Annotated in this window: 14 protein-coding genes and 2 other annotated features; of the genes, 12 read left to right on the forward strand and 2 right to left on the reverse strand. The window is 29.9% G+C overall.

What is annotated here, in order from left to right:
• Positions 1 to 41: 41 nt before the first annotated feature.
• The 4 genes from B3J31_RS01660 (at position 42) to B3J31_RS01675 (ending at position 3,818) form a co-directional block, all read left to right on the forward strand.
• Positions 42 to 719 (forward strand): pseudouridine synthase, encoded by a 678-nt coding sequence (locus tag B3J31_RS01660; RefSeq protein ID WP_346867308.1) that lies wholly within the window; start codon positions 42 to 44, stop codon positions 717 to 719.
• 107 nt (positions 720 to 826) lie between these two features.
• Entirely contained in the window at positions 827 to 2,632 is a 1,806-nt protein-coding gene (locus tag B3J31_RS01665; protein WP_346867309.1) for an FUSC family protein, read from the forward strand.
• A 48-nt stretch (positions 2,633 to 2,680) separates the two neighbouring features.
• Positions 2,681 to 3,154: a peptide-methionine (S)-S-oxide reductase MsrA gene (gene msrA / locus B3J31_RS01670; RefSeq protein WP_150844718.1), complete on the forward strand. Its 474-nt coding sequence runs from the start codon at positions 2,681 to 2,683 to the stop codon at positions 3,152 to 3,154.
• Positions 3,155 to 3,254: 100 nt separating this feature from the next.
• Positions 3,255 to 3,818: an NUDIX domain-containing protein gene (locus tag B3J31_RS01675; protein WP_150844719.1), complete on the forward strand. Its 564-nt coding sequence runs from the start codon at positions 3,255 to 3,257 to the stop codon at positions 3,816 to 3,818.
• A gap of 30 nt (positions 3,819 to 3,848) precedes the next feature.
• Here B3J31_RS01675 and B3J31_RS01680 read toward each other — a convergent pair whose 3' ends face one another.
• Positions 3,849 to 4,232, reverse strand: coding sequence for a DUF5658 family protein (locus B3J31_RS01680; protein WP_346867310.1), 384 nt, complete (start codon positions 4,230 to 4,232; stop codon positions 3,849 to 3,851).
• A gap of 245 nt (positions 4,233 to 4,477) precedes the next feature.
• Positions 4,478 to 4,745, forward strand: a binding site (T-box leader).
• Between the two features lie 161 nt (positions 4,746 to 4,906).
• Here B3J31_RS01680 and trpB point away from each other — a divergent pair.
• Complete coding sequence (trpB, locus tag B3J31_RS01685; RefSeq protein ID WP_346867311.1) at positions 4,907 to 6,073, forward strand: tryptophan synthase subunit beta; 1,167 nt, start codon at positions 4,907 to 4,909, stop codon at positions 6,071 to 6,073.
• 188 nt (positions 6,074 to 6,261) lie between these two features.
• Here the strand turns inward: trpB and B3J31_RS01690 are convergent, their stop codons facing one another.
• Complete coding sequence (locus B3J31_RS01690; protein ID WP_346867312.1) at positions 6,262 to 7,605, reverse strand: aminotransferase class V-fold PLP-dependent enzyme; 1,344 nt, start codon at positions 7,603 to 7,605, stop codon at positions 6,262 to 6,264.
• 148 nt (positions 7,606 to 7,753) lie between these two features.
• On the opposite strand from B3J31_RS01690, the gene B3J31_RS01695 reads away from it, so the two are divergent.
• The 7 genes from B3J31_RS01695 to B3J31_RS01725 all read left to right on the forward strand — a co-directional run bounded on the left by B3J31_RS01695 (position 7,754) and on the right by B3J31_RS01725 (position 13,107).
• A complete protein-coding gene (locus B3J31_RS01695; protein ID WP_035133236.1) occupies positions 7,754 to 8,194 on the forward strand; it encodes an RrF2 family transcriptional regulator in 441 nt (146 codons plus the stop codon).
• Complete coding sequence (gene nifS / locus B3J31_RS01700) at positions 8,187 to 9,395, forward strand: cysteine desulfurase NifS (RefSeq protein ID WP_150844723.1); 1,209 nt, start codon at positions 8,187 to 8,189, stop codon at positions 9,393 to 9,395. The genes B3J31_RS01695 and nifS overlap by 8 nt, the downstream gene beginning before the upstream one ends.
• Before the next feature lie 2 nt (positions 9,396 to 9,397).
• The gene (gene nifU, locus B3J31_RS01705) at positions 9,398 to 9,826 is read left to right on the forward strand and encodes a Fe-S cluster assembly scaffold protein NifU (protein WP_150844724.1); all 429 of its coding nucleotides are present in this window, start codon (positions 9,398 to 9,400) and stop codon (positions 9,824 to 9,826) included.
• Positions 9,827 to 9,839: 13 nt separating this feature from the next.
• Positions 9,840 to 10,919, forward strand: coding sequence for a tRNA 2-thiouridine(34) synthase MnmA (gene mnmA, locus B3J31_RS01710; RefSeq protein WP_150844725.1), 1,080 nt, complete (start codon positions 9,840 to 9,842; stop codon positions 10,917 to 10,919).
• A gap of 140 nt (positions 10,920 to 11,059) precedes the next feature.
• Positions 11,060 to 11,464, forward strand: coding sequence for a Fe-S cluster assembly scaffold protein NifU (gene nifU, locus B3J31_RS01715; protein ID WP_150844726.1), 405 nt, complete (start codon positions 11,060 to 11,062; stop codon positions 11,462 to 11,464).
• A gap of 103 nt (positions 11,465 to 11,567) precedes the next feature.
• A complete protein-coding gene (locus B3J31_RS01720; RefSeq protein ID WP_346867313.1) occupies positions 11,568 to 12,086 on the forward strand; it encodes a PRC-barrel domain-containing protein in 519 nt (172 codons plus the stop codon).
• Complete coding sequence (locus tag B3J31_RS01725; protein WP_346867314.1) at positions 12,073 to 13,107, forward strand: AI-2E family transporter; 1,035 nt, start codon at positions 12,073 to 12,075, stop codon at positions 13,105 to 13,107. Before B3J31_RS01720 ends, B3J31_RS01725 begins: the two co-directional genes overlap by 14 nt.
• A 195-nt stretch (positions 13,108 to 13,302) precedes the next feature.
• Positions 13,303 to 13,472 (forward strand) — a binding site (T-box leader).
• Positions 13,473 to 13,481 lie beyond the last annotated feature (9 nt).

Below are 13,481 nucleotides of genomic sequence, written 5' to 3' on the forward strand. Positions count from 1 at the left end.
CTATTTAATAAATATTAGTAGGACAAAGGAAAGGACAATACATGAGGATTAATAAATTATTTAGTAATCTTGGAATTTGCTCAAGAAAAGAGACTAATAGGCTTATTGAAGAAGGAAGAGTAAAAGTAAATGGAGAACTGTCTATTCCTGGGCAGTGGGTAGAACTAGAGGATGAAATTTTAATTGATGATAAGCCTATCATAGCTAAAAAGAAAATTTACATAGCTTTTAATAAGCCCATGGGAGTTACATGCACTGCAGCTAGTGATGTGGAAAATAACATCATTGATTTTATAAACTATGAAGAATATATATTTCCAGTAGGAAGATTAGATAAAGAATCTCATGGATTAATTCTCATGACTAATGATGGTGAACTAGCAAATAAAATATTAAATTCAGATAATTACCACGAAAAGGAATATGAAGTAAAAGTAGATAAACCTATAGATGATAATTTTCTTAAGAATATGTCTGCAGGAGTATATATACTAGGAGAAAAAACTAGACCTTGTAGCATCATAAAAGTAGATGAATGTACATTTAAAATTATATTAACTCAAGGATTAAATAGACAAATTAGGAGAATGAGTAAGGCACTAGGATATAATGTGGTAGATTTAAAAAGAATAAGAATTTGTTCTATAAATATAGAAGGAATTGAAGAAGGTATGTGGAGGTATCTTACTGAGGAAGAGGTTATAGACTTAATGAAATAGAGCATGATATATAACAAGTAGAGAAATACTAGGATATTATATAGAATACCTAAATTAAATTAGCTAATAATAAGTAAATAAATATTTATAATAAGGATGTTATTGTCATGTATAATAAACTAGTAAAGAAATTCAATATAAATACATATTCCATGATAAAGCATGGCTCAGTAGCTGTAATAACTCTATTTGGAGTAGGTATATTATTTGGAGTAAAGAATATAATGATTGCTTTTCCAATAGCTCTTACTTCAACAGTTATGGGAAGACAAAATTTTCAGGTTAAGACCTTTAATAAAGCAATTAAAATAATCCTTATTGATTTAATCATTGTTTTAACAGCATATTTTTCATCCATGAATATATTTTGGGGGATACCTATAAACTTTTTTGCTATTTTTCTTATAATGTATACTATAGTATCGCCCTATGATTTAACTTTTTATAAACCCTTTATAATGCTATATGTATTTACTCAATATGCACAGGTATCATTAGGAGAACTTCCTTTTAGGATTTTATCTGTAATCTTTGGAGTTTTAATAGTAGTAGGGGCAAGTTATATAAATAGAGTGAACGAAAGATCTGTTTTAGGAAAAAGCATGCAAGAGGCCTTTATTTTAATAAATAATCAATTTAAAAATATCTTAAAGGAAGAGTATGATCATACCATAGAAGATAAATGTTCTAAAATAATGAGAGATATTGCTTATAAAGTATATGTAACAAGACATAGAAGATATTTGACCACTAATTTAGGAAAGGTTCAATTTCAAATATTTATTAATGTAGAATACTTTAATTTATATATGATTCAACTGTATGGAGGTATTAAAAACCTAAGTATTTCCAAGGAATATGTAGAAAAGTTAAAAGAAATAGTAGAAGATATAATAGAGTTATGCAAAGATAATATAGAGTTTCAAACTATAAAAGAATCTACTGATAACTTTAGAAGAGAATGGAGTAAAGGTGAGGAATATCATTTAGAGATATCCCTAATACTAGAAAACCTTCTTGGTAGTATTAAGGAATTGAACTCCATAGAAAAAACAGGTTCTAATAAGGTATATAAAGAGTGGGCTAGAGCTGACATAGATAAAACTAGAGTAACCTTTAAAGAATATTTCAGACCTAACACTATAAGGTTTAAATTTGCTATTAGAATGGCAATAACTCTTACTATAGCATTACTAATAGGAGGGTTTTTAGGATTTTATAAAATAATATGGGCAGCAATAACAATAATGTCTATTATGCAACCTTATTATGAAGATACTATTAAAAAGGCTAAAGATAGAGTTATAGGGAATATATTAGGAATTCTATTTACAGGTATACTTATTAATGTAGCAGATTCTCAAATAATTACCCTGGGAATTTTAGTTATATCTCTTTATCTAATCTACGCCTTTAAGGAATACTATAAAATATCACTATTTGCAGCTATGGCATCTATATGTATAGCCTCTTTAACAGAAAATATAAATGTATTGATTTTATATAGAATAGTATACGTGATTATAGGGGTAGTTGTAGTGGTCATAGTCAATAGAGTTGTTTTCCCATATAGGCTAGAGGATGGAGTAGAACAACTTATAGATAAAATTGCTAGGTTGAATAAAAAGCTTATAGAAGATAGTATGGAATTTTTACAAAGTAATAAGCAGATTCATGAAATAAGAGATTTGATTATCCATTCTACCCTTTTATGTCAAAAATTATATATGAGAAATCTTCAATACAATGATGATGAGATTAATAAATTTATAGCAATTAATAATAAATATGTGATACAGGTAGGATATAAAGTATTAATAGTATATGGGAAAAATGAAAATGTTAAGAAGGAAAATATAGAATCTATATTGAATCTATATGAAGACTTTAATAATAATATACGGCATATGTAATGGTAATATAAAATATAGATTAAAGAAAAATATAAAGGAGTTAACAAGATGAAAAGGATTGTATTAGCAGGAGGATGCTTTTGGGGTGTAGAAGAATTTTTTTCTAGAATTCACGGTGTAACAAATACAGAAGTAGGATATGCCAATGGTAGAACAGCAAATCCTACCTACGAAGATGTGTGCTACGGGAATACATATTTTGCAGAAGTATGTGTGATAGATTATGATGAAAGTATAATTTCCTTAGAGGAAATACTAAATAAATTTTGGGGAATAATAGACCCAACCGCACTGAATAGACAGGGAAATGACATAGGAAGTCAATATAGAACTGGAGTTTATTATGTTGATAAATTAGATGAAGAAAAAATTCGAAAAAATATAGAAAAAATACAGAAAAATTATATAAAGAAAATAGTTACAGAAGTAAAAACTTTAGAAAATTATTATAGAGCAGAAGAATATCATCAAAAGTATTTAAAGAAAAATCCTAATGGATATTGCCATATAAAATTAGATTAATAATAGGTTCAATGCAGTATTTCTACACTGTATTGAACCTTTATGTTACTATTAAATATATAAATTTTAAATCATAGCGTGTTATAAAGGAGAGTTAATCATGGGATGGATTGAAGATATAAAAAATTATATTCCACATAATGAGGAAGAGGCACAGGATAAAAATGTAGCTTTATTAAGTATAAGTAAATTTAATAATTTGTTAACTAGAGAAAATCCATTAATTCATGTAACCAGTTCAGGATATATTGTAAATAAAAATAGAACTAAAGTTTTAATGGTTCATCATAATATTTATAAAACTTGGTGTTGGACAGGTGGACATGCTGATGGGGATGAAGATTTACTTCATGTAGCAATAAAGGAAGCAAAGGAAGAAACAGGAGTAGAAGATATAAGAGCTATTACTCCAGAGATATTATCTCTAGATATAATAGAGGTTATTGGACATTTTAAAAGAGGTAAATACGTCTCAGCCCATCTTCATTTATCTCTTGCATATTTGCTAGAAGCTGATGAAGCGGAAAAAGTTAAAATTAAAGAAGATGAAAATAGTGGTGTTAAATGGCTTCCTATTGATGAAATTCACAAACATAGTAATGAACCTAATATGATAAAATTATATGAAAAATTTAATGATAAAATAAAAAGTAGAAGATGGTAATGAAAAATGGATAATTAGTTATAAGTGCATTTAAGATAGTAATCCTTTTGTATATAATAAAACTAAGAGATTAAATAGGTGAAGAGCATTGATTAATATATACATTATAAGCACTAAATTAGCAGTGACATTTGAAATGAAAAGCCCTTTTAAGGTTGCGCCTTTAAGCCTATAGTTCCAGTAAAGGATAACTAATAATACTATAGATATTTTTAAAAAGAAACATAGAGGAAGATTAGTCACAATGCCTTTTGCAATAGCATTAGCCTCGTAAAATATACCACTGTACTTACCCACAAAGAGCCAAGTAAAAAGCAAATCACTAATATTTAAAAAAAGAATAAAGAGTAATTTTTTTCTTATAGGCTTTGAAGTTGTAACTTCTGATTTAGTTGTAAATTTAATAAAATTCATAAAATAACACCTCACAAAGAAATATATCCATATTATGTTAAAATATGCATTATATTAAAAGTTTATGTGAGTTACAACTTATATCGTAGAATAAATAGTTCTATGCGGTAATGTAAAGGTGTATCAACATAATTTATATATTTTATCACTGTAATTTTCAACAGAATCTTTTAAATATAGTGTTGACATATCCACTTTATAAAATATATAATAGTAAAAACATACAATGGTAAAAATAAATATAATTTAATTTGATGATAAGGAAGAGTAGTTTAATTTAGCTTTGATAAAGAGAGTTGGGGATGGTGGAATCCTAGCATGAAGGAATTAGATGAATGGACCTTTGAGAAGTAAGGGAAAATTATTGGTGAGAGTACCTGATATCGTAGGCTACACGTTACAGTAGATAGAGTATGTAAGTACTTGAAATTAAGAGGCATATTGATAAATTTGTATTAGTGTATTTATCAATGGCAATTTAGGTGGCACCACGGAAGTATCTCCGTCCTATTTTTATAGGACGGAGTTTTTTTATCTTTTTATTGTTGTATGGAAGTATTTCAATTGTTTTAGGTGGTGGTATGTATGAAGTGAAAGTGCGAAGAATTAAAAACAAAACTTAATATATTTAATGAAAATTATAGAAATATTTTTGGAGAGAAGGAGATTTTATCATGAAAGGATATTTTGGTAAGTATGGTGGAGCATTTGTTTCAGATCAGGTGAAAAAAGCTTTAAATGAGTTAGAAGAAGCTTTTGAAAAAGCTATTGAAGATAAGGAGTTTATGAGGGAGTATAATTACTATTTAAAGGATTATAGTGGCAGAGAAACACCCTTATATTTTGCTGAGAACCTAACAAAGTTTTGTGGAGGCCCTAAGGTATATTTGAAAAGAGAAGATTTAAATCATACAGGGGCACATAAAATAAATAATGTTTTAGGACAAATTCTATTGGCTAAAAGAATGGGAAAAAATAAAGTAATTGCAGAAACGGGAGCTGGTCAGCATGGAGTAGCTACAGCAACTTTAGCTGCAAAATTTGGAATGGAATGTGAAATTGTAATGGGAGAGGAAGATATAAAAAGACAAGAGCTCAATGTATTTAGAATGAAAATATTAGGAGCAAAAGTTACTCCAGCAACTAGTGGTACTAAAACATTAAATGATGCAGTGAATGAAGCTTTAGAAAAATGGGTAAAAAATATTTCAGATACTTTTTATGTCCTTGGTTCCGCTGTGGGACCTCATCCTTATCCAAAAATTGTTAAGGAATTTCAGAAAATAATTGGTGAAGAGGCTAGAAAACAAATATTAGAAAAGGAAAACAAACTTCCTAATTATGTAGTTGCATGTGTTGGGGGAGGAAGTAATGCCATTGGAATATTTACCGCGTTCCTAGAAGATAAAGGTGTTAATCTTGTTGGAGTAGAGGCAGCAGGTTATGGAGTAGAAACAGAAATGCATGCAGCTACAATAACAAAAGGAAGAGAGGCTATTATTCACGGTATGAATACCCTTGTTTTAAAGGATGATAGTGGAGATGTTAAGGAAGCCTATTCTATTTCCCCTGGACTTGACTATCCAGGAGTTGGACCTGAACATGCATTTTTAAGTGATATTGGTAGAGCAAACTATAAATATATTACAGATGATGAAGCTATAAAAGCTTTTATGCTTTTATCAAAGTTAGAGGGGATAATACCAGCCATTGAAAGTGCTCATGCCATTGCCTATACTATTAAATTAGCCAAAACCCTACGGAAAAATGAAATAATAGTAGTAAATCTTTCAGGTCGAGGGGATAAGGATGTGTCTGCTATAAATAAACTTCTTAATTAGTATGATTTCAACTATTATAAGTTTAATCATCTAATTTAAATTAAAAATTCTTTTTTTAAGTATGAAAACTTTACCTAGTTTCCTATATAAATATTTATATAGGAAACTAGGTAAATATAAAACTATTTAAATAGTTGTTTTATTCATGCGGGTTTGAGGAGTCTTTGATTTTCAAAAACATTAATAAATTATATTAAGCTACCTCTCATTGAGCTATATTTTTTTGTGTAATAACCCTTATTATCTACAATTTTCTTTATGGCATATAAGAATTTATCAATTTCATCTATTGTATTGTAAATACCAAAACTAATTCTAACCATACCAGGCTGAATATCTTTAGATGCAAGAGTCATTTCTTCTATCATAGATTTAGGAATTTTTAAAAGCCTTTGTAGATATGGATGAGCACAGAAACATCCACTTCTTACAGCAATGCCAAATTCATAGGCTAGTATTTTAGCCACTATAGTATGGTGTATTCCTTCTATATTAAATGGAATAATACTAACTTTATTTTGAAAATCGGAATAATTACTATATATTTTTACTGAATGTATAGATTGAAGATGTTTTGTAGTATATACAGTTAAATATTTTTCATATTCATCTATATTAGACATTCCAATTTTTGAAAGCTCATTTATAGCAGCACCTAAAGTTATTGAACCAATAAGGTTTGGGGAACCAGCTTCTTCCTTATCAGGGGAACCAGTCCATATTACTTTATGGTGAGATACGAATTTAATGGTTCCTCCGCCGGTATGGTCAGGTTCATACTCATTAAAAAAATCTTTAGGTCCAATTAATACACCACAACCAAAGGGTGCATACATCTTATGTGCTGAAAAAGCAACAAAGTCAATAGGTCCTAAAGGGAGTTGAAGGCCTATAGAAAATTTACTGTGAGGAATCAGTTGAGCTCCATCCACTAAAATTTTAGCTCCATAACTGTGAGCTAAATTTGCTATGGTATATATAGGATTTTTAATGCCAGTAACATTTGAAGCTCCGGTTATTGCAACTAAAGAAATTCTTCCATTATATAGTTCTAGTTTAGATTTTAAATCATCCATATCTAAATAACCTTCATCATCTACTTCTATATATTTCACTTCAAAATTTTTTCTCCATGGTAAATCATTAGAATGATGCTCCATAGAAGTGGATAGAATAATTGATTCCTTATCTTGATTAGCTAATATACCAGCTAGCTTATTTATAGCTTCAGTACAGTTTTTTACATATATAACATCCATCATATCACTATAATCATTAATGAAAAATTTCACAATTTCCCTTGAAGTTTCATACATATAGGTGGATAACTGAGATTTATATCCATCTCCTCGATGTATTGAGGAGTAATAAGGAGAAAAATTTACTACTTCATCAATTACAGATTTTAGTGGAGGCGTTGTAGCTGCATTATCGAAATTGATACCTATGCAATATGATTTATCTATCAATGGGACTTTAATATCTACTCCATAAACTAAGTCTCGATATGGATTATCCCTAAAGTTACTCATTTTTTACCTCCTTAATTAAATACTTGTTATTATATAATATTAAAGATATATTTTATTGGTGCAGATATTAAAAGAATAGTTGACATAAATACTCTGATTTGATATTATTAAACCATAGTAAAGTACTCAACATTAAGGAATGATTTTTATGAAGTTATCAACTAAGGGAAGATACGGGGTTAAAGCTATGGTTGACCTAGCTATTAACTACGGAAAAAGCCCTATATCTATTAAGAGTATTTCAAGTAGACAAAATATTTCAGAATATTATCTTGAACAGTTATTTTCTGTGTTAAGAAAAGCAGAGCTAATAAAGAGTATAAGAGGAGCCAATGGAGGATACATTCTAGCCAAGGATCCAAAGGAAATTACAGTATACCAAGTATTAGAGGTGCTAGAAGGACCTATCGAAATTTCAACCTGCTTAGATAGTGATGGCTGCAATAATATTGATTGTTGCGCAACTAGAATAGTATGGAAAAAAATTAAGGATAGCATTGATTCTGTAACAATGGCAATAACTTTACAGGATATTGTAGACGATTATTCTAACATATTGAAAATTAAAGGAGTGAACCTAAATGAATAAAACAGTTTATATGGATTATGCGGCAACAACATACACAAAACCAGAAGTATTAGAGGATATGATACCTTACTTTACGGAGTTTTATGGTAACCCATCATCTATATATTCGATTTCAAGGGAAACTAAAAAAGCTATAGATAAAGCAAGAAATAGAATAGCAAAAGCTATTAATGCGGATCCAGCAGAGATATATTTCACTGGTGGTGGATCAGAAGCAGATAACTGGGCAATTAAGGGAATAGCCCTTGCTAACAAAAATAAAGGAAATCATATTATAACTACTAAAATAGAGCATCATGCTGTACTTCACACTTGTGAATATCTTGAAAAACAAGGATTTGAAGTAACTTATTTAGATGTGGATGAAGAAGGGGCTATTAGATTAGAAGAACTAAAAAATGCTATAAAGCCAAGTACTATATTAGTGACTATAATGACTGCTAACAATGAGATTGGAACTGTACAACCTATTAAAGAAATAGGCGCTATATGTAAAGAAAGAAAAGTTTTCTTCCATACAGATGCAGTTCAAGCTATAGGTCATATAGATATGGATGTTAAAAATATGGATATAGATGCATTATCTCTATCAGGACATAAAATTTATGGTCCTAAAGGTGTTGGAGTTTTATACCTAAGAAAAGGCATAAAAATCCACAACTTAGTTCATGGTGGAGCTCAAGAAAGAAATAGAAGAGCTGGAACAGAGAATGTAGCTGGAATAGTTGGATTAGGAAAGGCTATAGAACTAGCTATGGAAAATCTAACTGAAGAAAAAGAAAGATTAACTTATTTAAGAGATAAGCTTATAAAGGGATTACTAGAGATCCCATATTCTAAACTTAATGGTTCAGTAGGAGATAAAAGGCTGCCAGGAAACGTAAATATTAGTTTTGAATTTATAGAAGGAGAGTCAGTGCTTTTAATGCTTGATGCTAAAGGAATATGTGCATCAAGTGGAAGTGCTTGCACATCTGGATCTTTAGATCCATCTCACGTATTATTGTCTATAGGACTTCCTCATGAAGTTGCCCATGGTTCGTTAAGACTTACAATGGGTGCTAAAACAACTGAAGAAGAAGTAGATTATGTAATAGAAACTGTACCTGCAATAGTACAAAGGCTTAGAGATATGTCACCATTATATGACAGTTTCTTAAATGGAAAAATTAAAAGTTTTTTTAACAAGGAGGACAAATAATTATGATATATAGTGAAAAAGTAATGGATCATTTTACAAACCCAAGAAACGTTGGAGAAATAGAAAATGCTAGCGGAATTGGAGAAGTTGGGAATGCTAAATGTGGAGATATAATGAGAGTTTATTTAAAAGTTGAAGATGATAAAATCGTAGATTGTAAATTTAAGACTTTTGGATGTGGATCTGCCATAGCATCTTCTAGTATGGCTACAGAGTTAATAAAAGGAAAAACTTTAGATGAAGCATGGACACTTACCAATGTAGCTGTAGCAGAAGCTTTAGATGGACTTCCACCAGTTAAAATGCATTGCTCAGTTCTTGCAGAAGAAGCTATTCATAAAGCTATAAATGATTACAGAGAGAAACAAGGATTACAGCCTTGGGATTACGAAGAACATGATGATATACATGATCAAGTTCATGGAGAATAGGTGTGATACTTAGATGAAGAAAAAAGTTGTAATAGGGATGAGTGGAGGCGTTGACAGTTCTGTAGCAGCATATCTTTTAAAAGAACAAGGATATGATGTCACTGGAATAATGATGAAGTTATCTCCAGATAACCCTGAATATGCAGAAAATGAAGGTGGTTGTTGTTCTCTTTCAGCAGTTAATGATGCAAGACGAGTAGCAGATGTTTTAGATATACCCTTCTATGTTATGAATTTTAAAGCTCCTTTTAAAGAGCATGTAGTAGACAATTTTATAGAGGAATATTTTAGTGGGAGAACCCCAAATCCTTGTATAGAATGTAATAGAAAAATTAAGTTTGAAGAATTTTTGAGAAAAGTTCAAGGGTTAGGCGCTGATTATATTGCTACTGGCCATTATGCTACTATAGATTTCAAAGATGGAAGATATAGATTGAAGCGTTCAGAAGATGATAGAAAAGACCAAACCTACGCCCTATATACTCTAACACAAGATCAATTGGCACATACTTTGATGCCTTGTGGAGCTTATTCTAAAACAGAAATCAGGGCTATCGCTGAAAAAATAGGTTTGGAAGTATTTAGAAAGAAGGATTCTCAAGAAATTTGCTTTATACCTGATAACAATCATGGTAATTATCTTTCTAGATTTAGTGGAAGAGAAGTTGTACCAGGAAATTTTGTAGATAGTACTGGAAAAGTTTTAGGAAAGCATAAGGGCATAGTATACTATACTATAGGACAGAGAAAAGGTCTTGGAATTGCTCTTGGAAAGCCTGTATTTGTAACTAACATAATCCCAGAAAGAAATGAAGTAGTTTTAGGCGAAGAATCAGAAATCTTTAATACTACGCTTATTGCTAAAAACATAAATTTAATTCCTATGGATAAAATAGAAGGGGACCTTATGGTTGAGGCTAAGGTAAGATATTCAGCTAAACCATCTCCTGCAAAACTAACTCAAATAGATGAAAATCATATTAAGTTAGACTTTGAAACCCCTCAACGGGCTATAACTAAGGGTCAATCTGTCGTTTGCTACCAAGGTGACCTTGTTGTTGGTGGAGGAATTATTGAAAGAGTTATAAAATAGTAAATTAAATATAATTTTAAAGTACAATAAAAAGATTGAATGATATTTTAGGGTTGTCTTAAAGAGAATTAGCTAGATTTAGTGATATAAGTTTAGCAATCTCTAAGACAATCCTTGAAGTCATTCTAGGAGGGATTTTTATGGATTACAGTGATAAAGTTCTAGAACATTTTTATTCACCAAGAAATGTAGGTACTTTACCTGATGCTGATGGCATAGGTGAATGTGGAGATGTAAGATGTGGAGATGTTATGAAGATATATTTAATTATAGAAGGTAATATGATTAAAAATGCTAAATTTATGACCTTTGGTTGTGGATCTGCTATTGCATCATCCAGTATTGCCACAGAACTTATTATTGGAAAGACTCTAGAAGAAGCCTGGAATCTTACTAATGAATCTGTTATAGAAGCTTTAGATGGATTACCATCTTCTAAAATTCATTGCTCCGTACTTGCAGAACAAACTATACACAAGGCTATTAATAACTATAGAGAATCTCATGGACTTGAAAAGTGGAATGATAAGTATAACAATGAATAGATGATATTTTGGTTATACAACTTAGTCCACATTAATATTAGTATAAACTCTCTTTAAATAGGCAAGGATAGAAATATCATTTCCTATGAAGGGAGTTTATTTTATGGCTAAAAGTAGAGATTACATCTATATGGATGTAATGAATATCCAAGGAAAAAAGATAGGATATATAAAGGATTTATTAGTTGATTTTAATAAGGGGGAAGTGATAGGATTTAAAGTTAGTCCATACAGGTTATTGGGTAAGGAGTTTAATGTACTAAAAGAGAATATAGTATATTATAAGTCTCAGTTAGTAATTAACAATATAGTTAAAGATAAATACTTAGAATTCTCAAGTATTCTGAATATGCATGTTATAGATAAATGTTCTAATATATTAGGTTTAGTAAGTGAGATTATATTCGGTGATGATGATTTTAAAATAAAAGGACTTGCAGTAAAAGATTATAATATATTCAGCATGTTTAAAAGTAGAAGTATTTTATTAAAACCATACTTGATACTAGGAGACGAATATATATTATATACAGCTGAAAACACTAATATAGCTTTGGAATGTATGCCTAATGTAGGAAAGAAAAAAGCTACTAATAAGGATGTATATTATGAAAAAGATTGATTGGAATTGGAATATCCTAGGTAGGTTAGCAATAGCTTTATTAATTATAGGGATAATAATATTTTTATTATGGAAGTTTCCTATTTTTACTGAGGTTTTAGGAGTAGTGATAATATCCTTTATAATTTCATATAGTATTAGACCTTTTCATAAGTTCTTTACGGAAAGGGGAATTAATAGAAAGTTAAGTGCTTTAATAGTAATTCTATCTATTATATTGTTTGTAATTATAATATTTTCTATTTTAGTTCCATGGATATATAATGAAAGCTCTAATTTTGCTGAAGTCATAGGTGAGATGAAAAGTTATTATGAAAGAATTACTGGAGATATTAAATATGTTACTGATAGTCCTTTCGTTAAGGAAGTGTTATATAGTTCCTATGAAAAGTTCAAAGATGCTCTTATGGTAATTGTATCGAATTTTTTATCAAAAATTGTATCTATAGCTGAAAATATGCTGTTGTTATTTATAATACCAACTTTAGTGTATTTCTTTTTAAGTGACGGAGATAGTATTTCAAAGGGAATCATGAAGTATATGCCTTTGAGCAATAAATATGCCATTAGAAGAGCTTTAAATCATATGGATAAGGTAATGGAAAGGTATATAATAACTCAGTTTGAATTGTGTGGAATAATTGGTGTATTAACCTTTATAGCACTAAAGGTAAGTGGTATAAAATATGCTTTAATATTATCTTTAGTAAATGCAGTGTTTAATATAATACCATACTTTGGGCCAGTTATAGGAGCTATTCCAATAATTTTAATAGCACTTTTAACATCAACTAAGAAAGCTGTAATTGTTGTATTTTGGTTATTTGTAATTCAACAGCTAGAAGGAGATATTATATGCCCTAAAATTTTAGGTGAAACTGTAGATTCTCATCCAGTAACCATATTACTATTACTTATAATAGGTGGTAGTATAGGTGGAATTTTAGGTATGATTATTGTAATTCCAGTATGGGTAATGATTAAAATAGTGGTAGGAGAAATAGATTATTATTTATTTTAGTTTAGAATTGTTGACAATTACTGAAATGCTAAATATAATTTATCATATAAGTAGAGAACTCAAATCTATGATTTGGTGTGAATCACTTACTCAGCGAAGGTAGTGAGTCGAGTTTCAATTAAGTAGAGAACCCAAATCTATGATTTGGTGTGAATCACTTACTCAGCGAACGCAGTGAGTCGAGTTTCAATTAAATATGAAGTTATGATAAGAATTAGTAGATATGGGAAGCTTTCAGAGAGAAAGTGGTAGGTGAAAACTTTCAGTGAAACATATTGAAGCTGTCTTGGAGCTATAATTAATTAAGAGATACTAGTTAATCTAGTATAATTAGGGTGGTAACGCGGAAAACTTTCGTCCCTTTTCAGGGATGG

Source organism: Clostridium sp. UBA5988 (assembly GCF_002435615.1).
Taxonomy (GTDB): Bacteria; Bacillota; Clostridia; order Clostridiales; family Clostridiaceae; genus Clostridium_J; species Clostridium_J sulfidigenes.